This window comes from Limisphaera sp. VF-2 (genome assembly GCF_049537125.1).
Lineage (GTDB): Bacteria > Verrucomicrobiota > Verrucomicrobiia > Limisphaerales > Limisphaeraceae > Limisphaera.
This window is the reverse complement of sequence record NZ_JBMVQY010000002.1, coordinates 45,167-68,760: the sequence shown is the minus strand read 5'-3', so window position 1 is coordinate 68,760 and position 23,594 is coordinate 45,167. Positions and strand designations below refer to the sequence as shown.

15 protein-coding genes are annotated in these 23,594 nt (G+C 66.0%); 6 read left to right on the top strand and 9 right to left on the bottom strand.

Translation table 11 applies throughout. From position 1 onward, the window contains the following. Positions 1 to 6: 6 nt before the first annotated feature. From ruvX to ACPDIT_RS07730, 3 genes are read left to right on the top strand one after another with little or no spacing between them, the layout of a single operon-like run. Positions 7 to 417 carry a Holliday junction resolvase RuvX gene (ruvX, locus tag ACPDIT_RS07740; protein ID WP_423442624.1) on the top strand — a complete coding sequence of 137 codons (411 nt, stop codon included), beginning with the start codon at positions 7 to 9 and terminating at the stop codon, positions 415 to 417. A 35-nt stretch (positions 418 to 452) separates the two neighbouring features. Continuing rightward, entirely contained in the window at positions 453 to 1,295 is an 843-nt protein-coding gene (truA, locus tag ACPDIT_RS07735; RefSeq protein WP_423442623.1) for a tRNA pseudouridine(38-40) synthase TruA, read from the top strand. Continuing rightward, the gene (locus tag ACPDIT_RS07730; RefSeq protein WP_423442622.1) at positions 1,292 to 1,792 is read left to right on the top strand and encodes a tRNA (cytidine(34)-2'-O)-methyltransferase; all 501 of its coding nucleotides are present in this window, start codon (positions 1,292 to 1,294) and stop codon (positions 1,790 to 1,792) included. Before truA ends, ACPDIT_RS07730 begins: the two co-directional genes overlap by 4 nt. A gap of 6 nt (positions 1,793 to 1,798) precedes the next feature. Here ACPDIT_RS07730 and ACPDIT_RS07725 read toward each other — a convergent pair whose 3' ends face one another. The 5 genes from ACPDIT_RS07725 to ACPDIT_RS07705 all read right to left on the bottom strand — a co-directional run bounded on the left by ACPDIT_RS07725 (position 1,799) and on the right by ACPDIT_RS07705 (position 7,039). Continuing rightward, positions 1,799 to 2,182: a hypothetical protein gene (locus ACPDIT_RS07725; protein ID WP_423442621.1), complete on the bottom strand. Its 384-nt coding sequence runs from the start codon at positions 2,180 to 2,182 to the stop codon at positions 1,799 to 1,801. Between the two features lie 21 nt (positions 2,183 to 2,203). Then, positions 2,204 to 3,664, bottom strand: a complete 1,461-nt coding sequence (locus ACPDIT_RS07720; protein WP_423442620.1) for a TonB-dependent receptor — start codon at positions 3,662 to 3,664, stop codon at positions 2,204 to 2,206. Positions 3,665 to 4,345: 681 nt separating this feature from the next. Then, positions 4,346 to 4,948 (bottom strand): methyltransferase domain-containing protein, encoded by a 603-nt coding sequence (locus tag ACPDIT_RS07715; RefSeq protein WP_423442619.1) that lies wholly within the window; start codon positions 4,946 to 4,948, stop codon positions 4,346 to 4,348. 20 nt (positions 4,949 to 4,968) lie between these two features. After that, entirely contained in the window at positions 4,969 to 5,625 is a 657-nt protein-coding gene (locus tag ACPDIT_RS07710; RefSeq protein WP_423443156.1) for an ABC transporter ATP-binding protein, read from the bottom strand. A gap of 139 nt (positions 5,626 to 5,764) precedes the next feature. Next, positions 5,765 to 7,039: an FtsX-like permease family protein gene (locus tag ACPDIT_RS07705; RefSeq protein WP_423442618.1), complete on the bottom strand. Its 1,275-nt coding sequence runs from the start codon at positions 7,037 to 7,039 to the stop codon at positions 5,765 to 5,767. Positions 7,040 to 7,426: 387 nt separating this feature from the next. Here ACPDIT_RS07705 and ACPDIT_RS07700 point away from each other — a divergent pair, with 387 nt between their 5' ends. The 3 genes from ACPDIT_RS07700 to ACPDIT_RS07690 all read left to right on the top strand — a co-directional run bounded on the left by ACPDIT_RS07700 (position 7,427) and on the right by ACPDIT_RS07690 (position 18,135). Continuing rightward, complete coding sequence (locus tag ACPDIT_RS07700) at positions 7,427 to 13,591, top strand: lamin tail domain-containing protein (protein ID WP_423442617.1); 6,165 nt, start codon at positions 7,427 to 7,429, stop codon at positions 13,589 to 13,591. Beyond that, positions 13,588 to 16,695, top strand: a complete 3,108-nt coding sequence (locus ACPDIT_RS07695) for a right-handed parallel beta-helix repeat-containing protein (protein ID WP_423442616.1) — start codon at positions 13,588 to 13,590, stop codon at positions 16,693 to 16,695. The genes ACPDIT_RS07700 and ACPDIT_RS07695 overlap by 4 nt, the downstream gene beginning before the upstream one ends. 129 nt (positions 16,696 to 16,824) lie before the next feature. Then, entirely contained in the window at positions 16,825 to 18,135 is a 1,311-nt protein-coding gene (locus ACPDIT_RS07690; RefSeq protein WP_423442615.1) for a class I SAM-dependent rRNA methyltransferase, read from the top strand. Between the two features lie 121 nt (positions 18,136 to 18,256). On the opposite strand, the gene ACPDIT_RS07685 is transcribed toward ACPDIT_RS07690, so the two are convergent. From ACPDIT_RS07685 to ACPDIT_RS07670, 4 genes are read right to left on the bottom strand one after another with little or no spacing between them, the layout of a single operon-like run. Further along, positions 18,257 to 19,609, bottom strand: coding sequence for an ABC transporter permease (locus tag ACPDIT_RS07685; protein ID WP_423442614.1), 1,353 nt, complete (start codon positions 19,607 to 19,609; stop codon positions 18,257 to 18,259). A 54-nt stretch (positions 19,610 to 19,663) separates the two neighbouring features. Beyond that, a complete protein-coding gene (locus ACPDIT_RS07680; protein ID WP_423442613.1) occupies positions 19,664 to 21,061 on the bottom strand; it encodes an ABC transporter permease in 1,398 nt (465 codons plus the stop codon). 53 nt (positions 21,062 to 21,114) lie between these two features. Then, positions 21,115 to 21,822: an ABC transporter ATP-binding protein gene (locus ACPDIT_RS07675; RefSeq protein ID WP_423442612.1), complete on the bottom strand. Its 708-nt coding sequence runs from the start codon at positions 21,820 to 21,822 to the stop codon at positions 21,115 to 21,117. Positions 21,823 to 21,844: 22 nt separating this feature from the next. Beyond that, a complete protein-coding gene (locus ACPDIT_RS07670) occupies positions 21,845 to 23,092 on the bottom strand; it encodes an efflux RND transporter periplasmic adaptor subunit (RefSeq protein ID WP_423442611.1) in 1,248 nt (415 codons plus the stop codon). Positions 23,093 to 23,594 lie beyond the last annotated feature (502 nt).

The window sequence follows — 23,594 nt, the reverse complement described above, 5'->3', positions numbered from 1 at the left end:
GCCACGATGCGAGTCATGGCTCTCGATTACGGGACACGCCGGGTCGGCGTGGCCATTAGCGACGCCCTGGGTGTGCTGGCACGGCCGCTGGGTTCCCTGCCGGCTCAGCCCTTCCCGGAGTTGGTCGCGGCCCTTCAACGCCTCATTCAGGAGCACGAGGTCGAGCGCATCATCGTGGGATTGCCGCGCAATATGAACGGGACGTACGGCCCGGCGGCCGCAGCCGTACAGACCTGGGTCGCCGAATTGCAACCCCACCTCCCGGTGCCCGTGATGCTCTGGGACGAGCGTTTAACCACCGTTCAGGCGCATCGAAGGCTGCGGGAGGCCGGTCACTCCGAAAGGAAACGTCGCCAACGGGTGGACAGCTCCGCCGCCGCGATCCTGCTGCAAAGCTATCTGGACCGAGTCGCGTGAGCCCCGCCGAGCCCATGCCCGCGCCACGGCCGTCCATGTCTGCGCCGACCTCCCTCGTGCGCCTGAAACTTGTCATCGCCTACGACGGCACACGCTATGAAGGCTGGCAGGTCCAAACCATCGGCACCGGTGTCCAGGAAAAGGTCGAGGCCGCCCTGGCCGCGCTGTTTCCCAGCCGGCCGCGCGTGCACAGCTCCAGTCGCACGGACACGGGCGTACATGCGCTCGGGCTTGTGGCGCACTTCGACGTGCCCCGGACGGAGTGTCGCATTCCGTTGCGGAAACTCGTCCTGGCCATCAATGCCCATCTGCCACCGGACATCCGGGTGTTTCGTGTCCAGCGCGCTCCGGCGGATTTTCACGCACGCTTCAGTGCCATCGGCAAACAGTATCGCTACCAGGTCTGGAACCACCCGGCCATGAACCCGCTGCTGAGGTTTACGGCCTGGCATGTACCCCGACCGCTGGACGTTGCCACCCTGCGCGCCGCCGCGGCCCATTTCCTGGGCACCCACGACTTCCGCGCCTTCACCGCCAACCCCGGCTATCCCCGGCGCTCCACCGTGCGGACGGTGCGCCGCTGCGAATGGCGCCGGCAGGGTCCATTGCTGACGTGCATCATCGAGGCCGACGGCTTCCTGTACAAAATGTGTCGGGGCATGGTGGGGACCATGGTTCAAGTGGGTCTGGGCAAATTCCAACCGGACGACATTCCCCGGATGCTGGCCGCGGGGGATCGCCGCGTGGCGGGCATGACCGCCCCTGCGCACGGCTTGATTCTGTGGAAGGTTTTCTACCCGCCGCGGTCCCGCACGAGCCGGCCGCCGGCCGGTGCCATGTCGGAAACCACCGCGGATCTTGAATCTTTGCCGGAATGAATGTCGTTTTGGTCGAGCCCGAGATCCCGCCCAACACCGGCAACATCGCCCGGCTGTGCGCCGCCACGCGCACCCGTCTCCACCTCATTGAACCGCTTGGATTCCGCCTGGACGAACCCAGCCTGCGGCGGGCCGGACTCGACTACTGGGCCCACCTGCAGTGGCAACGCTGGCCCGATTGGACCACCTTCACCCGGGCCCTGCCGCCCGACGCGCGACTCTGGTTCATCGAGGCCGGCGGACCTCGCCTTTACACCGAGGTCCGTTACCACCCGGAAGACTACCTTGTGTTCGGTCGGGAGACGGCCGGTCTGCCCCGGGCTCTGTTGGAGGGTCAACCCTCTGCCTGGCTCCGGCTGCCCATGTTTCATCCCCGGGTTCGATCTCTCAACCTGGCGAACTGCGTGGCCGTGGTTTTGTTCGAGGCGCTCCGCCAGCAGGGGTTTCCCGGCGAATACCGGCCCGCCGACAACCCGTCCGCGCATCCAGCCGTGTAACGCGGACTAAACGTCGATCACCGGCCCACGGCTTTCTCCGGCCGCGGAGTGTGGCTCTCGCGTGGCACCTCCGGGTGGGCGGGGGGCCCGCGGCCGTCGCAGCATCACCGCCAGCACGCACGCCGTCCATGTGGGCATGAATTCGACAATGGGCAGGACTTCGAGCACGAACGTGGGCAACAGGAGCGGATGAAATCCCAACAACCCGATCTCCAGCGCAGCCACCACCAAATCCAATACGTCATCCAACCCGGTGACCCCCAGAGGGCCCAATCCGATTTGCACAAAGTCCGCCGCCAGGGCCACCAGCAACGCCAATCCGGCCCGCAGGGGCGTCAGGGGCCGCGGGCCTGCCCGGCCAAGCCATTGCCTGTTCGGAGCGAGAGCCATGCGCCGGCTTCCCTCAGGAGGTTACGGTGACACGCGACGCTCCGGCTCTGTGGCCCCCTCCGACTCTGTGACCGGCGGTCGATACCCGAACAATCGGTCGCGCTTGATGACAGCCGCCACCGGGGGCGGCACGTACGCCTCCCAGTCCGGATCGCCCCGCTGGATTTTGGCCAGGATCTCGGCACGCCGAATCGACACGAAGGCCTCGTCCGTGGGCGTCAAGCCCACCAGATACCGGTTCTCGCACAAAAACGCGTACAGGAGCCTCAGCCGCGGTGGCACGGGAAAGTCCTCCACGCGCACTACCCGGCCCAGGCGGGCGTCGAGGCTGGGGTACACATACAGTCGGCCCGGGTTCTTGAACAATTGACCCAGCCCGCCGAGCAACCCGCCCTCGGCGTTGTTGTAGAAGCTTTCGTCGAAGATCTCGAACAGCTTGGAGGCGCCCAGCGCCAGCCCGATGGGGCGGTTTGTATAACGACTCAGGTACCAGGCCAGTCGATGGAACCGCCGAAAGTTGGAGATCAGCACCGGCTTCCCTAGTGCCCGCAACATCTCGGCACGCTGCAAAAAATCGCGATGATCCACGGCATCGCCGGTGGTCAGATGGCGGAGCGTCATTTCCAGCAACACCACCGGCGTCTGGCCGGCCAGCTCCGGTTCCCGGACGAACTGGTCGTAGGCCCGTTCCAACACATCCAGGGCGGCGTTGGTGTAGGGGCGGAAGCTGCCCCGCTGCACCAGGACCGGCCGTTTGTACAGGACCTCAGCCCACTGCACCGGTTCGCCCGCGGCGGTGAACATGGCCGCCTCGGTCAGGTCCTGTTCCACCAGTTGCAGGGCCATCAACCGGTTGTCCACGTGGCGAAAGGCCGGACCCGAGAAATGGATGAGGTCCACCTCGATCCGCTCCCACGTCAAATGGTCGAGCAGTGAGTGAATGAGCCGGTCGGGCTGCTCCCGCAGGTAGAACGCTCCGTACAACAAATTCACGCCGAGAATCCCCAGGGCCTCCTGTTGGCGCACCGGTTCCTTGTCCAACAGACGGACGTGGATCAGGAGGTCGGACGGCGGCTGCCGCGGCGCGTGCTGGAAGCGAATGCCCATCCAGCCGTGACCATCTTCTGGCCGCGAATAACTCCGCGTTGCCACCGTGTCGGCAAAGGCAAAAAAGTTGCGGTCGGCCCCTCTGATCGGGTCCAGGCGTTGCACGACCAGATCGAACTCGTAATTCAGCATCGCCTGCAGACGCTGGCGACTGACGTATCGTTCGGCCGGCCCGTACAGGGCGTCGCTCACCGCCATGTCATAGGCCGAGATGGTCTTGGCCACCGTGCCGGAGGCCCCGCCCACGCGAAAAAACCAGCGCGCCACCTCCTGACCGGCGCCGATCTCGGCAAACGTGCCGTACCATCGGGCATCGAGATTGATCCTCAACGCCTTCTCGTGCGGACTGCCAGATTCTTCCCAATGCGCTTCCATGAGACCCGATCCGTTGCCGGCCCAATAAACGACGGCCCCGCCCCGCCCGCAACGCCGGAGTGAGCCGTGCCCGCCCGCAAACAGGACCGGCCCACAAATCCGTCTGCAACGCGGCAGCGGCTCCGGCTTCCCGGGGGCACGGGGCCCGCTCTCCCCCGCTGTATCCTCGGCCCGGGGCCATGGCACGTGGCCCTGGAGAAGTCGCGGCTCATCGCTGCGGTCACAACCTGGTCGCGTCAACGTCGGAACGGTCTTGTGGGCGGGGTCCAGGCCGCGAAAGAACACGTGGTGCGGCCCGGGCAGCGGATCGCTCGGGCGCGGGTTTTCCCTCGCGATCCCCACTTCCCTCGCCTCGGCAGTCCGGTGACTCCCGGACTGCCCCCTTCACGACCGTGGAGTCGGCCCCCGGTGCGTCGGGTCGAACGTTGCCGACCAGGCCCTGCCGAACTCATGGATGGATGTGCGCCTCCGGTAAACTGCGTGTCTTGCTCCCCCGGGCCGGTGGGCCCGATGAAAACTCGCCGGTGTCCGAAGCCGTGGGGACGCTCCGACGCCGGCTTGTTCGGGGACCGTTTGCCCTTGCCTCGCGCGGATTCGTTCGCGGCCGGCCTTGGGCGCGCTCCCGGCGGTGTGGTGCGGGGAAGGGATTGCGCCAGAGTCGGGAGCGAGAGCTCCTCCCGCTCACGGCTTTCGTCGCCACCAAAACATCCGCTCGAGGCCGACCCGGTTGGGGTAGGACCGCGGCACCCAGTCCGCCACGAGTTCGAAATGCGGCCCGAAACGATCCACGACCTCCTCGCGCGTGGTGCCAAAGGGCGGTTCCGGGCCGGCGTCCGGGATGAGGTAGTGAATGGCCAGCAACTGTCCGGCGGGCGACAGCCAGCGCAACACCGCTTCGAGGTAGAGGGCCCGGTCTGCAGGCGCGATTGCACAGTAAAGCGTATGCTCGAAGATCCAGTCGAACACTCGCCGGGGCGGATCGCGCAAGAAATCACCGAGCCAGATCTCTCCGGGCAACCCGGCTCCGGCCAGGCGTTGTTGCGCGCGAGCCACTGCCGATGGGGCAAAGTCCATGCCCACGACGTCGAAACCGGCCCGTGCCCAGGCCACCACGTCGTGGCCCGTGCCGCAGCCGGGGACAAGTACCGTGCCCCGGGGCAGCTCGGGATGCGCTCGCAGGAAATCCACCAAACCGGGAGCGGGCTCGCCTTTGTCCCAGCGGGTATCCCCGCACTGATAGCGGTTTTCCCAGTAATCCGGTTGATGGACAGGGGCGAGGTTCATCGGATCAGGGCCCCACAGGCTCAAGCCGGCGCCGAGGGCATCGCACCGGGCTTGTGGATTTGCCCATCCACCAGATCCACGATCATCGGTGCATGCGCCGCGACGCGGTGGTCGTGGGTGGCCATGACCAGCGTGACCTGACGTTCGCGCCGGATTTCCATCAACAGGCGCAGGATCTCCTCGCCGGTGTGCGAATCGAGGTTGCCCGTGGGCTCGTCGGCCAGAATCAGGTCGGGCTCGTTGATCAGGGCCCGGGCAATGGCCACCCGCTGTTGTTCGCCCCCGGAGAGTTCCGTCGGTTTGTGTTCCATGCGGTCGGCCAGGCCTACGCGCGCCAGCAGTTCGCGGCCGCGACGGACGGCCGTGGCGGCATCGAGCCGCGCGATGCGCGCCGGCAAACAGACGTTCTCCAAAGCATCCAATTCCGGGAGGAGATGGTACGCTTGAAACACAAACCCGATGTGCCGATTCCGCAGGCGGGTCAGGGCCGTCTCCGGAAGCGCAGCCAGGTTCTGTCCCTGAAACCAGATCTCGCCCGCATCCGGCACATCCAGCCCCCCCAGCAGGTGCAGGAGGGTGCTTTTGCCGGCGCCCGAGGCCCCACGGAGCGCCAGGAACGCACCTCGCGGTACGACGAGATCCACGCCCCGCAAGACTTCCAAGAGGCGGCGGCCCATCCGATATCGTTTGACCAGGCCGCGGGCCCGAAGGATCGGTGGCTCCGCCGTGAGCGCCGCCGCGGGAGTCGCCACGGCCCCCGGGCCGGTCTCCAGGGAAGCGGAAGACCGCCCGGTGGGATTCGGCCCGGACAACAACTCACTCATGGCGCAGGGCTTCCACGGGGTTGAGCCGGCTGGCGTGCCGCGCGGGAAACGCGGCCGCCAGCAGACAAATCAAAAGCGAGCCGCCGCAGATGATGGCCACATCCCGCGGCAGGACCAGGGCAGGCAGTTGATCGAAGCCGTAGATGGAGGCGGGGAACAACTCGAACCCGGTGGCCCGGCGCAGGAAGGCGAGGAATTCATTCCGGTAAGCGATGGCGGTCAGTCCGAGACCGACGCCGGCGGCCACGCCACCGATGCTGACGATCAGGCTTTGGCCCAGGAACACCCACAACACCTGGCGGTGGGTGGCGCCCAGCGCCTTGAGCACTCCGATCTCGCGCGTCTTCATTACCACGAAGGTGATGAGCGTGCAGGTGATCCCGAAGGCCGCCACAATCACGATGAAAAACAAGATGTAGAGCATCACGTTCTTCTCCACCAGGACGGCCAGCATGAGGGGACTGTCTTCCATCCAGGTGGTCACCACGTATTCCGGCCCCAGTTGGAGCCGCAGGGTGCGCGCGGCGGTCTGGGGCTGCAGGGGATCGTGCAGCGCCACCATGAGGCCGTGCACCGCATCGTCGCCGGCCAGGTCGAACAACTCCTGGGCATCTTCCAAACCGGTCACCACCACGTTGGCGTTGAACTCGTAATACCCGGCGTCGAAGATCCCCCGCACGGTGTACTCTTCCGGAAGAATCGCCTCGGGTTGTTGCCGCTCATGGCTTTCCTTCAGACGCCGCAACTCCTGCCACGAGTAGAGCGTGACGCGGTCCCCCACCGCCAGGCCCATGTTCTCCGCGAAAACGGTGCCCACCAGCAGGTCGCGCGGTCCCAGCTGGAAGCCGCCGGACACCACGCTGCGCGGCAGGGCACTCACCCGGGGCTCCAGCTCCGGGGCACATCCCCGCACCACGGGGGCAAAGACCCGGGGCTGACCAAAGGGCGGCTGGGTTTCCACCAGGACCTGGCCCAGGACAAAGGGCGCAGCACCCTGAACGAGCGGATTGGTTTGCACCTGCGCCAGCACGCTTTGCCAGTCCGGCATGGCCCCGTCGCGGCGCAGGACCTTGAGGTGCGCGTTGAAGCCAAAAACGCGCTCGCGCAAATCATGATCGAACCCGCTCATCACGCTGATGACGATGATCAACACGGCCACTCCCAAAGTGACTCCCAGCACGGAGATCAGCGTGATGACGGACACGAACGAGCGCTTGGGCCGGAGATACCGCAGCGCCAGCAGCAGCTCAAACGGCAATCGCGACATCCGCCGCAGCCTAGGAATCCGGTGCTGCGGTGTCAACGAACGGAGCTTCCTCCGTGCAGTGGAAGGCGGCCCATCCCTTCTCCCCACGGGTGAGGCGTTGCCGAGAATCAGCGCGCTTTTCGGCCCTTCCGAGTGCGGAGGCGCCGTCCCATGGATCGGGCCTTCGCACTCCCGATCCGTCGCCGTCGGCCTGGCCATGGGGCCGACTGATCGTTGACCCACGGCGTCGGTCCCCGAGGCCGGAGCCGGCCATTGCGGCAGTGCCAACCCTTGGAAGGGGCAGGAGGTCCCGACCTTCTGGGCCGCGGGGGACCGGCCCGAGCCGCGGCGCTTCCGGAGGCGTGGCCGGCATTGCCCGTCTGGTCAGGCGGTGATAGAGGTTAGAGCGTGGACATCTTGTCCCTGCCGGGGATCATCCGCCGACCCGCTCCCCCGGGCGGTCGGCGTCGTCGCGCCACCGGTGCTGCACTGGCGATGGCGATCGCGGGGCATTTGCAGGCCTCGGTTGTGTTTCATGAGATCCATTTTCACCCGGCGTCCGAAGATGTTCGGGAAGAATTCATCGAGCTCTACAACGCCGGCAACGAGCCCGTGAACCTGGCCGGTTGGCGCCTGACGCGGGGCGTGGAGTTCACCTTCCCGGCGGTCACACTGCCACCGGGCGGCTTTTGCGTGGTGGCCGCGGATCTGGCCACCTTTTCGAGCCTGTATCCCGACGTCACGAACGTGGTCGGCAACTGGACCGGTCGCCTGAGCAACAGTCGCGACACGTTGCAGCTGGTCGATGCGCGGGGAGAGCTGGTGGACGCGGTGACCTACGCCGACGAGGGGGACTGGGCCGTGCGACTGCGGAGCCCGCCCGACCGTGGCCAGCGCGGCTGGACATGGAAGTCGGCGGCCGACGGTGGCGGATCCTCGCTGGAACTCATGCAGCCGGCGTTGTCCAACGACCCCGGCCAGAACTGGGCTCCCAGCCGGGTTGCCGGTGGCACGCCGGGCCGACCCAATTCGGTGGCGCAGACCAATCTGGCCCCGATGATCGTGCAGGTGCAGCACTGGCCGGCGGTGCCGCGTTCGACGGATCCGGTCTGGATCACGGCCCGACTCTTGGATGAGCAACCGGGCGGCGCCACGCTCCGGTTATACTGGCGGTTGGATGGCAGCCCGGCTTTCGAGACGGTTCCGATGCACGACGACGGGCAACACGAGGATGGCGCCCCGTTCGACGGCCGATTCGGTGCGGCCATTCCCCCGCAGACCAACGACGCCGTGGTCGAGTTCTATCTTGAGGCGCGCGATGACCTGGGTCAGGTGCGCCTCTGGCCCGCGCCCGCGGTCGAGACCAACGGCGTGATTCTGGGCCCCGTGGCCAATGCCCTCTATCAGGTGGACGACACCCGTTATGCCGGCCCGTTCCCGTTGTACAAGATCGTCCTGACCGAGGCAGAACGTCGGCAGCTGGCCTACATCGGTTCTGCCACGGACGGGTCGGCGCTGTCCGATGCCCAGATGAATGCCACCTTCATCAGTCAGGACGCCACGGGGCTGCAGGTCCGGTACCTGATCGGGGTACGCAACCGTGGGCATGGCAGCCGCACCGCCAAGCCCAACAACTATCGGGTCAATTTTCGAAGCGACGAGCCGTGGCAGGGCGTCGTCGCCCTCAATCTGAATGCGCAGTACACGCACCTGCAGATTCTGGGGGCCACGCTGGCCTTGAAAGCCGGTCTGGCAGGCGCCTTTTCCCGCCCCGTGCAGGTGCGGGTCAACAACCGCAACCTGGCCAACAACGGCCCGCAGACCTACGGGGGGTGTTACGCAGCCAACGAAGTGGTGAACAGCGACTGGGCGGAGCGCTGGTTTCCGGAGGACCCGGCCGGCAACGTGTATCGGGCGCTGCGGGACATTGCCCCCTCTTCCTTCACCTGGCGGGGCAGCAACTACCTGGCCTATACCAACACATGGTTCAAATGGACCAACAACAGCGAAAACGACTGGTCGGACCTGCTGACGCTGCTGCGAATCCTGGGCACCAACGACCTGTTGACCGCCGACGCGGTTCGCTCGGTGATCCATTGGGAGCAATGGATGACCTATTTCGCGGTCATGGCCCTGCTCGATAACCGCGAAACCTCGTTGTACAACGGTTACAACGACGACTACGTCCTGTACGCCGGGGCTTCGGATCGGAGGTTCCGGCTCATGTATTACGACCTGGACACGATCCTCGGCCAGGGCAACCATCCGGGGAGCCCCACGCTGGATTTCCTCCAGTGGACGCGAGACGCGGACCTGCCCGCACTGCAGCGGCTGTGGTCATTGCCCGAGACACCGGCGCTGTTTTATCACACGCTGGATCGGCTGCTCCGCACCGCCTTCAGCCAGGCGGAGTTCGACCTGACGGTGGACCAGACCTTGCGCGACTTCGTACCGGGGCCCGTGCGGGACGCGTTGAAACAGTGGATGGCTGCACGGCGCAGCCATCTGGCGGCCCAGATCGCGCCGCATCTGCAAACCAACCCGCCCCTGCCGCGCGCCCGGATCTCCGGCGAGCCCCGCTCGCCCACTCCGCTGACCACGGCCACGCTGCACGTGGGCGGCTCGAACGTGGTCGCCTACCGCTTCCGTCTCAACGGCGGCGTCTGGAGCGATCCGCAGCCCGTGGAGCAGGCGATTGTCCTGACCGATTTGGCGCACGGCAGCACCAACCGGGTGGAAGTACTCGGGGCGGACGCGCAAGGCCGTTGGCAGGCTGAATCGGAACCCACACCTTCCGCGAGCTGGGTGGTGCTGACCAACTGGCCCGGCGTCCGGATCAACGAGGTCCTGGCCAACAACCGCGCGGCCGTCGCCCACGAAGGCACCTATCCGGATGCCATCGAGCTCTACAACGAGACGGCGCAACCCGTGGACCTGTCGGGCATGCGGCTCACCGACAACCCGGCCACGCCGGGCAAGTTTACCTTCCCTGCGGGCACGGTGCTGGCGCCCCACTCGTATCTGGTGTTGTGGGCCAACAATCCCGACGGCACTTCGGGCCTGCACACGGGGTTTGCCCTGAATCAGGACGGCGAGGGCGTCTATTTGTTCGACCGACCCAGCCGCGGGGGCGCACTGCTGGACCAAGTAACCTTTGGACTTCAGCTGCCCGATCTTTCCATCGGAAGGATCGGAAACACGGGCGAGTTTGTTCTCACCCAACCGACCTTGGGAGGCACCAACATGGTCCAGCCGCTCGGAGATCCCCACAAGGTGCGCATCAATGAATGGTTGGCCCGACCGCAGCAACTGGCGCCGCGCGATTATGTCGAGCTGTACAATCCGGAACCCTTGCCCGTGGCCCTCGGGGGCCTGTACCTGACGGACAACCCCATCGGCCTCCCCCGTCGCCACCGGATCGCTCCCCTGTCTTTCATCGGCCCGCAGGGTTTCCGGCGGTTTTGGGCCGACAACGATCCGCAACAGGGCGCCGATCACGTCGCTTTCCAACTGTCCGCCGAGCAGGGACTGATTGCGCTGCTGGGAAACGACCTCAGCCTCATCGATGTCGTTGCCTATGGGCCGCAGCAGATCGACGTGGCCCAGGGACGCGTGCCGGACGGCGGCACCACCATTCAGAATCTCACGTTGCCGACCCCGGGTGCCGCCAACAGCGAGGGCCCGCCACCCTGCGTGGTCACCGTACTCTCCATCCCCCTGCTCACCTACACCAATCTCTGGCGTTACCAGCAGACGGCCGGTTTCGACACGCAGGACTGGGCCCGGCCGGATTACGACGACTCCCATTGGCCGGTCGGCCCGGGGTTGCTGGCCTACGAAAGCAACCCGGCCATCACTGGTCTGGTCAACACGGTATTGCAGGATCCGCGCCGGCCCCCTGCCGGTTCGGGGCTGCTGCCCGGTCATGCCTATTATTTTCGCACGACCTTTCTGCTGACCAACGCCCCTGACGAGTTCCTCTTTCAGGCCTCGACCCATTTGGACGATGGAGCGGTCATCTATCTCAATGGCCGCGAAGCCGTGCGCATCCGCATGCCCGAGGGCCCTGTCAGTCCCGCCACCCTGGCCACGGGGGGGCCGGGTTCCTCGGACGAGGCCACCCAACCGGAGTCGTTTTTTCTGCCGGCTTCGCTCGTGGTGCACGGTACCAACACGGTGGCCGTCTCCGTGCATCAGCAGGCCACCAACAGTTCGGATATTGTCTGGGGTTTGAGCATCGTGGCGGTTCGCACGCTGACCAACTGCGGGGCTGCCCTGGTGGTGCTCAACGAACTCCAGGCCCGAAACAGCCGGATCACGAACGACCTTGGCCGCAGCGCCGACTGGTTGGAGATTCTGAACCCGGACGTCCATCCGGTGGATCTGACGGGTTTGAGTCTTTCGGATGACCTGCGGCAGCCGCGGAAATGGGTGTTTCCGCCGGGGACGCGGTTGGGGGGTGGCGAGCGACTCGTCGTGTGGTGTGATCCGGACCTGCCGCCCTCGGCCCAAAACACGGGCTTCGGCCTGGCCGCCGCCGGAGGTGCGGTGTACTTGTTCAACGCGCCGGAGCAAGGGGGTACCGTGCTCGATGCGGTGTTTTACGGCGCCCAGCCCGCGGACTTCAGCCTGGCCAGAATCCCCGACGGAATGGGGGACTGGCTTCTGGCGTTGCCCACCCCGGGCGACCTCAACGTCCCCGCCAGCCTGGGCAATCCCGCCCGGGTCCGAATCAACGAGTGGATGGCCCACCCCGACCAGGGCGAGGACTGGATCGAACTCTACAACCCCGAACCGCAACCGGTGGAGTTGAGCGGGATGGCCCTGAGTGACGATCCCACGGACCGCGCCCGCTCGCCTTTCCCTGCTCGTTCGTACATCGGGCCCGAGAGTTACTGGCTTGTATATGCCGAGGGTCGCCAGACAGGAGGTGCCGATCATGCACGGTTTCGACTGGCCGCCGAGGGTGGGTGGATCGGTCTGTATCTGTCCACCGGTCAGCAGATCGACGGCATCTTATACGGGCCGCAGGTCCTCGCGGTATCTCAGGGCCGACTTCCCGACGGCGCCCCCGCGTTCGCTGCCTTTCCGGACACGGCCAGTCCGGGCGGACCGAATTACGTGCTGCTGCCCACCGTGAGAATCAACGAAATCCTCACCCACACGGATCCGCCTCTGGAAGACGCCATCGAACTGTACAACGCATCCCATCAACCCGTGGACCTGAGCGGCTGGTACCTCAGCGATGACCCGGTCGTGCCGCGCAAATTTCGGATTCCGCCGGGTACGGTCCTGCCGGCCGGAGGGTTCGTTGTGTTTTATCAGGACCAGTTCGGCAATCCGCTCCAGGAAGACACGCTCGTGCCCTTCCAACTCGACTCCGCCCACGGGGGCGAGGTGGTATTGAGCGAGGTAAACCCGGATGGCTCCTTGACCGGGCGCCGGGCCCGCGCGGCATTCGGGGCCGCCGCCAACGGAGTTTCCCTGGGCCGCATTCGGACCAGTTGGCGCGAGGAATTCGTCGCGCTGCGGCAAAGGTCGTTCGGGGCGGACAATCCATCCACATTGGAGGAATTCCGCACCGGTCGGGGCGCGCCCAACTCCGCACCCCTGGTGGGGCCGCTGGTGATCAGCGAGATTCACTGCCGACCGGTCGAAAAGTTCGATTCTACGCGCCCGGGCTCGGGCCAGTTCGTGGAACTTTGCAATCTGAGCGACCAGCCCCTGCTCCTTTACGATCCCGACGCCCCCACCAACCGATGGCGTCTGGCCGGCTCGATTGACTTTGTTTTCCCCCCGCAATTCAGCCTGCCGCCCAGGGGCCTCGCATTAGTGGTGGACTTCGATCCGGCAACGCAGCCGGAGGAGCTCGCCTGGTTCCGTGCCGCTTACGAAGTCCCCGCCCCCGTGCCGATTCTTGGACCATGGTCCGGAGAACTCGATGAACGCGCCGGCATCCTCGAGCTTTACAAACCCGATCCCCCGCAACTGCCACCCCGTCCCGACGCCGGGTTTGTGCCCCATGTCCTGGTCGAGCGCATTCAGTACCAGTCCGAGCCCCCCTGGCCGCTGGACCTTTTCACCGCGGGGATCTCCCTCCAGCGAACCCGCCTGACCGGCTTCGGGAACGAACCGTTGTACTGGATCGCCGACCTGCCCTCGGCCGGTCGGACCACCGCAACCGACAGCGACGCGGACGGGCTGCCCGACTGGTGGGAACGCCAACACGGTCTGGATCCGCGCAGGGGGACGGACATGGACGGCTGGAACGGGGATCCCGACGGCGACGGCCAGCCCAACGGCGCCGAGCTCGTGACCGGAAGCGATCCCCGGAACGCATCCGATTTCCTGTACCTCACGGCGGGACACCCCAACGCCTCCGGCCTCGTGCTGACGTTCCGCGCCGCGCCGGGGCGCCGGTACCACGTGCTCTGCAGCGACGAAGGACCGACCGGTCCCTGGTACGCATGGACCAACCTCGTGGCTGAACTTCCTGAAACGATTCAACTCGTCGATCCCCGGGCACCGATCCAACCCCGGTTCTATCGCCTCCAGGTCCAACTTGAACCATGAAAACTCGGCCTCCGCTTTCCCTCGGCTCCGTACCTTCGACCGCCAGGCCGGTCCTCGGTCTGCTCGCCTGTTTCCTCGTTCCGTGGTCGGGGCCGGCCCTGACCGAGGTGGGCGGCACGCTCACGAACTCCACCGTTTGGACCCTTGCCGCGGCGCCGTTTGTGATCACCAACAACCTGACCGTCGCGCCCCAGGTCACGCTGACCATCGAGCCCGGCGTCGAGGTCCGGTTCAACCAGGGTCTCCGCATGACGATTCAAGGCCGGCTGATCGCTGAAGGGACGCCCGGCCAACGCATCCGGTTCACCCGCAACGAAGCCACCGGAGCCACCAGTTGGAGCCGCCTCGATTTCACCGCCGGTGCCCAGGAATCGCGCATCACGCACGCCGACATCGAATACGCGGCCGGCACGGGCACCATCCGCGGCAACCAGACGAGCCTTTACCTCGAAGACATCGTGTGGTCTCAAACCACGGTGCAGCTGCTCGACCTCACCCAGTGTTCCCTGGTTCTGCGGAATTGCTGGTTGCCTTCGATTCAGAACGACGAGCTTGTCCACATCAGTGGCATGCCGCCCAACGGCCACATCGTCATTCAGGGCAACGTCTTTGGCACCACCACCGGTTACAACGACATCCTGGATATCACGGGCGGCAACCGGCCCGGCCCCATTTTGCAGCTACTCGACAACGTCTTTCTGGGCGCCGTGGACGATTGCTTCGATCTGGACGGCACCGACGCCCACATCGAGGGCAACCTCTTTCTGCACGTTCACCAGGACGCCGCGCGCTCCAGCACGGCCAACGCCATCAGTACCGGGGCCGACGGCACGAACACCTCGGAGCTCATGATCGTGCGGAACATTTTCTATGACTGCGACCACGCCCTCCTCCTGAAGGATGGCGGCAGTGCCGTGCTCCAGAACAACACCATCGTCCGCATCCGCACCAACGCACCGGCCGCCGCGGTGGCAGCCGTTGTGAATTTTTACGAGCCCCGTTCCGGGGTCACCCCCGGCGCGGCGGCCCTTTTGGAGGGAAACATCATCTGGGACGTGACCGACCAGCGCCTGTTCCTCAACTTCACCAATACCTTCACCCGGTTGCTGGTCCGGTCGAATCTGCTGCCCACGCTGGAGTTCCCCGGCGGGCCCGGCCAGGGCAATTTCACCAACGACCCATTGTTCGTGAGTCTGGCGGAGCCGATGACATGGCAAAACATCCGCAGCAACCTTGCCCTGCAGGCCGACTCCCCGGCCCGCGGCGCCGGACCCAACGGCCTCGATCTTGGCGCACTGGTGCCGCCCGGGGCCACCGTGGCCGGTGAACCCGCCTCGCCGACGACACAGAACTGGGCAGTGCTGCGCGTGGCCGGCCCCGGAATCGTGGCCTATCGCTGGCAACTCAACGACGGGCCCTGGAGCGAAGTCCTCCCGCTGACCAACAGCCTCCGCTACGGTCCCACCCTGTTCGACGATGCGGTCCCCATCGTCCTGTCCAATCTGCCCCCCGGCAGCTACACCGTGCGGGTGTTGGGCTTGGACTCCGCCGGCAGGTGGCAGGACACGAACCGCCCCACCGTCTCGAAGACCTGGACGGTCCTGCCCGCCCCCCTGGTTTGGGGCGGAACGCTCCTCTCCAACACCACATGGACCGCCGACCGTCCGGTGCACCTGACCAACACGGTGGTCGTGCCCGCCAATCTCACACTGACGATCGAGCCGGGCACGCAGGTGTACCTGGGCAGCAACGTGGCCCTCCGGGCCCAGGCCGGCGGGCGAATCCTTTTGGTCGGCACCCCCGACCGGCGCATCCAACTCCTCCCGCTGAGTGGTGCTGATTGGGCCGACCTGACCGCTTCCGGCACGAACGCCGAACTCCTCGTGCGCCACACTGACATTGCCGGCGGCCAAACCGCCGTCCGCAACGGCGCCCAGGGCCGGTTCGAATTCGTCACGTTCCGCGACTTCCCTTCCGGTACGAGCGGCACCCCCATCCTGCTCGCGGAGCGGGCCGCCTTCACCCACGTGCGTGCCTGTCATTTCACCAACTTTTATGAAACCCTCTTCCGATATGGCCGCATTGTCATTGAGGACAGCCTCTTCGAACGGATTCGCGGCGACGGGATCGACTTCGACGCGGCCGGCCCCGGGTCGGTCATCCGCGGCTGCACCCTGCGACATGGCGCCGCAACCAATGTCGACGCCATCGACCTCGGCAGCGAGTCCGAGGGCGTGGTGGTCGAGGCCTGTTGGATTCACGATTTTCCCTTCGACAAGGGCGTCTCCATCGGCGAACGCTCCACCAACATCGTGGTGCGCCACTGTGTCATCCATGACGTGGACAGCGGCGTGGCGGTGAAGGATTCGTCGACGGCCGAACTGGTCCACAACACCGTCACCCGCACCCGGCACGGCTTCCATCTCTACCAGAAAACCGCGGGTCAGGGCGGCGGCCACGCGGTCGCGTGGAACAACATCCTCTGGGGGAACGGCTCGCCCGTGACCCTGGACGATCTGTCGTCCCTCGTCCTGCATCATTCGGACACGGACGGTCCCGCGCCGTGGCCCGGCGAGGGGAACCTGTCGGCCGATCCCCGATTCCGCAACCCGCTGGCGGAAGATTTTCGCTTGCAGCCGGACTCCCCGGCCATCGGGGCAGGAACCGACGGAGCCACTCTCGGCGCCCTGCCGCCCGTGGGCTCGTTCCTCGTGGACACGGATCAGGACGGACTGCCGGATCCCTGGGAGGGCATCCACGGTCTGGACCCGCGCAACTCCGAGGATGCCGCGCAGGATCCGGACAGCGACGGTTCTCCGAACCTCGCAGAATTCCTCGCCGGTACCGATCCCCGCGACTCGGGCGCGCGGTTCACGCTCCAGATCGCGCCACGCCCCGGCCAGGTCGAGATCACGTTTCGCACCGTCCCCGACCGCCAGTACACTCTGGAGGGCCGGCCGTTGCCCGGCCCGGGCCCCGCCGAGGGCTGGCAAGAGGTCTGGTCGGCGCCCAGCACCGGTGCCCCGGGCGTTTCCACCATTTCGCTCACCACCGCAACGCCAGAGGGCAGACTTTATCGCCTGCGGGTCAACCGAGGGTGGTAAGAATCGGCCCGTCTGGTTTGCGCGCGGAGCTGCCCGCGAGCTCTGTCGGCCGCCGAAACCGACACATGCCCCGGGCCGCTTTCGTTCGGGTGGACGACGCCCGCACCTCGGCGCAAAATCCCCGGCAGCATGCGCAAACACGCGACCACCCAAAAAGCCCGCGAGGTTCGGGATCCCACCACGCCGGCGTCGTTGCCTGACAGGCAAACCGCCGAGCCGGAGGCGTCTGTCATCGAACCCACCCCGGCTGTCGGCGGAACTCCCGAAGCCGAGCGGATCCGGCCGTGGGTCCAGCTGAAGTACATCAGCTATTCGACCCAGCTTTACCCGGCGATGATCGCGAAAGCCTCCCCGGACGCTCAACCCGGCAGCCTTGTGACCGTGTACGACAAGGCGGGCCGGTGGTTTGGCACCGGCCTTTACAATCCGCACGCCCGGGTGCCGCTGCGGATGCTGCAGCACGGCCCGCAACCGTTTACCGAAGAAGACTTCGTCAGATTGCTCGATCGTGCTGTGGAGCTGCGTGTGGAGGTTTTGCGGCTGCCCGAGGTTACGGACGCATTTCGCGTGGTGCACTCCGATGGAGACGGTCTCAGCGGCCTCATCGTGGACAAGCTCGCAGACGTGCTCAGCATCGAGGTCCACAGTTTGGGGATCTGGCAGCGGCTGCCGCAGTGGCTGCCCCATCTCCACCGGCGCCTGGGTACGCGCCACGCGGTCGTGGAGGTGAGCGAGCTCGCCCGCCGCGTGGAGCGAATCCCGGCTCCGGAATCTCCGATCGATCTCGCGCCCCGGCGGGTCAGGATTCGCGAACACGGGGTGCTCTACGAAGTCGATTTCGCCGAGGGCCACAAGACGGGGTTCTTCTGCGATCAACGCGACAACCGGGTGCGACTGGCCCGGCTTCTGCGGCCCGGCCAGCGCGTGCTGGACCTGTGCTGTTACACCGGCGGATTCGCCCTGGCCGCCGCAGTGCTGGGGAAGGCCGGAGACGTGACCGGGGTGGACCTGGACGAGAAAGCCATTGCCCGGGCCCGGCGCAATGCCAACCTGAACCAGGTGCGGGTCCAGTGGGTCCATTGCGATGCCTTCAGCTATGCCCGGCAAATGCAACGCAACGGCCGGCAATGGGACGTGGTCGTGGTCGATCCGCCGAAGTTTGTGCCGAGCCGGGAGGAACGGGAGGAGGGCCGGCGTCGATACGAAGATCTCAACGGGTTGGCGGCCGCGCTGGTCGCCCCGGGCGGTCTGCTGGTCACTTGTTCCTGCTCCGGCCTGGTCACCGCGGAAGACTTCGAACAATGGGTCTGTCGCGCCGTGCATCGGCTGAACCGACGACTCCAAATCCTGGATCGGACCGGAGCAGGGCCGGATCATCCGGTGATGTCGAACTGCCCCGAGGGCCGCTATCTGAAGGTGATCTGGGCGCGCGTCTGGTAGGCTGCGGCTCCGGGCCGGGCGATCCGTGGAACCGGCCCTTCCGCGGAGGCCCGCCCATTTGTGTTGGAACATGCAGCCCCCGGGTCTGCTGCCAGGGGGCACGGCAGGGGGCGGACCTTTCCTATTCGTAGCGTAGCGCCTGAATGGGGTGCAGCCGTGCCGCTTTGAAAGCGGGGAACAGCCCGGCCAGAATCCCGACGGCGGCGCTGAACGCCACGGCCACCAGCAATGCCATGGGCGTGATCACCGGTTCGTTGGCCGTCGGGGTCACCCAGGACAGGACATGCACAAACCCAAACGACACCAGCACGCCCAGGGCCGCTCCCAGCAGGGCGACCACCAGGCTCTCGATCAAGACCTGTGTGAAAATGGCGAACCCTGTTGCGCCCACCGCCTTGCAGATGCCGATCTCGCGGATCCGCTCGTTGATGCTGGCCAGCATGATGTTCATGATCCCGATGCCTCCGACAAGCAGGCTGATGGCCGCAATCAAGCCGCCGCTCATGCGGGCGTTGCGAATCTGCTGATTGATGTTCTCGACCTGGTTCTCCTGCGTGCGGAACTCGAAGTCCTCGATGCCCCGGTGGGTCAGCATCAGGACATTGCGCGCCTGCTGCAGAGCGGTCTCGAGCTGGTCCAGGCTGGCGACTTTCAAATCGACATCCGTCAGGCGCGGGTCGGGGATGCCGCCACGGTCGGAGGAGGCGCGGAACCGCAGCCAGGCGGTCTTCAGCGGGATGTACACGGTGCGGTTTTTGCGTTCGAAAGCCCAGTTGCCGCGTCCGAACCCCCGAGCCCGCTCCGGACCGGCCACGGCGGGAGTGCCCTGTCGTTGCTGGGCCAGGCGCCGTCGGCGATCCTGTTCGCTTTCGTAATGTTCGAACATCCCCACGATGGTGAAGGGCTGTTCATTGATGAAGATGGTCTCGCCGATGGGGATGATCTCCCGTCCGGTTCGTTCCGGCGAGCCGAACAGGTCGTCGCGGATCGCGGTGCCGATGACGCAGACCGGATTGGCCAGTTCCTGGTCCAGTTCCGTGAAAAAGCGGCCGTGCGCCACGGTGTGGAGGTTCATCTCCAGGGCCGCTTCCGTTACGCCCACACACTCACTCGGTACCGTCATGCGGCCCCCGCGCGTCAGGATGGCGTTGTTCACCCGCATCTCGGGAGAAACCAACCGGATCAGCGGGGCCGTCTCCTGCAGGGCAATCACGTCGGCCATGGTCCGTCCCGGGGCCTGATCGGCCAGATGTTCCTGCTCGGCCGGCACGTCGCTCTCCTCCAGCAGCACCTTGTCCGCCCCGCCCATGGCGATCATCGTCTCTTTCATGCCGTTCTCCATGCCCTTGATGATCGCCGCCATGCCGACCAGGCTCGAAACCCCCAGAATGATCCCCAGCATGGTCAACAGGGACCGCATCTTGTGGGCCCAGACTTCTTTGAGCCCCACCAGAAAGGACGTCCAAAGGGTCATGGTTGGAACCTCCCGCGGGCGATCAGGGCCGCAGACCGGTGCTGACGCCACAACTCACTCATAACGCAGGGCCTCGATGGGATTCAGGCGGGCCGCCTTCACGGCCGGGTACAGCCCGGCCAGGATGCCGACCACCACGCTGAAACCGAACGCCACCCCCAGGGCCAACGGCGTCACGATGGGCTCGTTGCCCGTGGGCGACAGTTGGCTGACCAGCCGCACCAAGCCCAGGGCCGCGCCCATCCCCAAAAACCCGCCCAGCACGGAGATCACCACGGACTCCGCCAGGATTTGCACAAAAATGTCACCGTCCGAAGCACCCACGGATTTTCGGATGCCGATCTCTCGCACCCGTTCGGAGATACTGGCCAGCATGATGTTCATGATGCCGATGCCGCCCACCAGGAGACTGATGCCGGCAATCAGGCCCCCGCTGATGCGCGCGTTGCGCACAAAGGTTTCAATCTGCTCGGCCCATTCCTCCTGGGTGCGAAACTGGAAGTCCTCGATGCCCCGGTGGGTCACCATCAGGACATTGCGCATCTGCTGAAGGGTCTCGGGCAGGTCCTCGATGGACGCCAGCTTCACTTCCAAACTCGACAGAACCGGCTCGGCCCGGTCCGGCACCACGTTCGTGGCCTGCAAGCGGGGTGGACCGAACCCCGTCGTCGCCACCAGACCGCGGAACCGCATCCAGACCGTGTTCAAAGGGAGGTAAATCGTCGAGTTCTTCAGCCGGAAGGCGAATCCGCCGGGTCTTCGTCCCCACCCCCGATCCCGCTGCGGGCCGGTCTGCGCCTGCGGTTGCGGTTGTTGCCGCTGACGGAATTCCCGCTCGCGCCGCTCCTGTTCGCTTTCGTAATGCTCGAACATGCCGATGATGACGAACGGCACGCCGTTGATGTAGAGGGTCTCCCCGACCGGGATGATTTCCCGGCCGATGTCCTCCGGCGAACCCCAGAGTTCGTCCCGCGTCGCCGTGCCGATGACACACACATTCCGGGCCAGCTCGTCATCGATCTCGTTGAACATCCGACCGTGGGCAATGCGGTGCTCGAACATCTCCAGGGCCGCCGGTCGCACCCCACTGCACAGCCAGGGCCGGAAGGTGCGCCCGTTGGCCGAGACCGTCACCGGGATGCGCATCTCCGGAGAGGTCAGCGTCACCAGCGGGATGTTCTGTTCCAGCGCCTCCACATCCCGCAAGGTGATGCCGACGGCCTGGTCGGCCAGGTGCCGCTGCTCGGCCGGAAGCTCCGCCGGCTCGATGCGAATGCGCGCCAACCCGCCGATGGCGATGAGGGCCTCCTTGGCCCCCCGTTCCATGCCGGTGACCAGGGCGGACATCGCCACCAGACTCGACACCCCCAGCACGATGCCGAGCATCGTCAGGAGCGATCGAAACTTGTGCGCCCAAATCTCCCGCAGCCCCGCCACCAGGGTCGGACCCATGGCCGACCACACGGAGCGCGTCTTCGCAACTGGATCCGGTTGGGGAGTGCGGTTCATTGCCTGGTCTGCAAACCCGCCAGTCGGAGGTCCGGCTTGGGCGCGATGCGTCCATCCCGGATTTCGATGCGCCGCGGGGTGACCGCGGCAATCTCGGGATCGTGCGTCACCAGGACGATGGTCCGGCCCTCGGCATTCAGCCGGCGGAACAACTGCAGAATCGTCTCGCCCGTGTGCGAGTCGAGATTGCCCGTGGGTTCATCGGCAAAGATGATGCGCGGATTGTTCACCAGCGCCCGTGCGATGGCCGCCCGCTGCTGCTGGCCCCCGGACAGCTGACTGGGGCGATGTTTGGCCCGGTTGGCCATGTCCACCGCCTCCAGCGCCGCCATGGCGCGCCGGTGTCGTTCGCGCGCCGGCACGCCGCTGTAGATCATCGGCAACTCCACGTTCTGCAGCACGTTCAGCTTGGGCAGCAGATTGAAGAACTGGAACACGAAGCCGATCTTGCGGTTGCGAATGGCCGCCAGTTCCCGCGGTGAGGCGTCCTGGATCATGATCCCGTCCAACTTCACCGTGCCGCTGGTGGGGGTGTCCAAACAGCCCAGGATGTGCATTAGGGTGGATTTGCCACTGCCGGACGGGCCGATGATGGAGATGAACTCGCCTTCCTCGATGTCCAGCGAGACGTTGTCCAGGGCGCGAATTTCCTCGCCGCCGAGGTGATAGATCTTGCTGACGTTGCGCAGTTCCACCAGTGCCATGGCGCCTCCGTTCCGCGCGGGTTCAGCCGCCCTGTCGCGGCCCGCCTCCGCCGCCGGGCCGGGGGCCGCCCCCCGGCCGTCCGCCCGGTCCGCCCCCGGGCCCGCCGCCCGGTCGCATGCCGGGTCCACCGGGCCCGCCACCGGGACCCTGACCGGCCGCCAGCCGCGCCCGCCGTTCACGCTCCTCGCGCGGCATCTCCAACATCACGACTTCCCCGGCTGAAAGGCCCTCCTGAATCTCGGCGTAAAAGAAGTCCGAAACGCCCACCTTGACGTTGCGCTTCTCGACCGCGCCGTCCGGCTTGCGCACGTACACAAAGCGCTCGTACTGGCCGGTTTCCGGATTCTTTTCCGTGAACACGGCGGACAAGGGCACCGCCGTGACGTTGGAGGCCGAGGCCACCGGGATGCGGATGTTGGCCGTCATGCCGGGTCGGATGCGCGGATCGACGTCCCGCAACACGATCCGGGTGGCGAAGCCCTTGATGTTGTTCCGGATGGTGGCCTGCGGGGCAATCCGTTCGACAATCCCGGTGACCACCAGGCCCGGGACGGCTTCCACGGTGACCTCCACCTTCTGGTTCACGTGCAGCCGCGGCACATCCGCCTGGTTGACGTGCGCGTTGATCACCATCGTGCTCAGATCGGCAATCGTGAGCACCTCGGTGCCGCCGCTGACCCCGCCCGATCCGGAGACGGCCTGCCCGACCGACACCGGCCGCGTCAGCACCGTGCAATCGAAGGGGGCCCGCACTTCGGTTTTGGTCAGGCGCTCCTCCACGATCGCCAGCTCCCGCTCCGCCCGCGCCAGCGAGTTCTTCGCCAGTTCATACGCCGTGCGCGTGTCGTCGTAGAGCTCCTGGGAAATCAGACGATCCGCCAAAAGCTGCTCGGCCCGGCGCAAATCCCGCTCCGCCTTTTCCAGCTCCAACCGGGCCCGTTCGACCGCCGTCAGATTCGAGGCCCGTTGCTGCTGCAGCTCCTTGTCGTCCAGTTTGAACAGCAGGTCGCCCTTTTTTACGAAGTCGCCAATGTCCACCGGCAAAAGCTCGATGCGACCGGTGATTTCGGGGCGCACGGAGACCTGCTCCGCAGGGGTAATCTCGCCGGCCGCATTCACCGCAAAGCTGATGTTCGTCTGAATGACAATCGCGGTGGTCGGCCGCCGCGGCTGACTCGAAGCCGCCCCTGCCGTCGCCTGCTGGCGCCAGATGAAGTAGCCTCCGGCACCCAACCCTGCCACGAATAAGAGGACCCAAACGTATTTCATGGTTCGATTCTGTACGGCTCAACCTACAAGACCATCTCAGCATGCGCAAAAAGAAACCGGGTTCCGCCACGACCCCGAGGCTTTCCAAGTCCAAAAAATTACTGACGCCGCGCCGCCTCGCTTATTCAACAGAGTCCGGGCGACCTCGGGAACTCGTTCCTGCTCTGCGCAGCCGGCCGGGACCCCGGGGGAAAACGGAACAGTGGAAAGCGGGACGAAGCGACCCGCCAGTCCGATCCAGCCGCCGCACCTCAGTGGGCGTTGCAGCGAACCATCCCGGGGGTGTTACGCGGAATTCCCGGGATCCTTCAGACGCCGTTCCTGTCGAAGAGGACCATCGAAAGGAGCATTGAATGGCGCGCGAGGGCTTGTTCCCCAAGCTGTCCGCCCGCAGCCGGGCTCTCGGGCCGGGCGAAGCGGGGAGGCATGACGGACCGGAACACCGGCACCTCGCCAGCGGCGCAACCCGCGGATGCCGGTCGCGCTTTGCCAATTCCCCCGT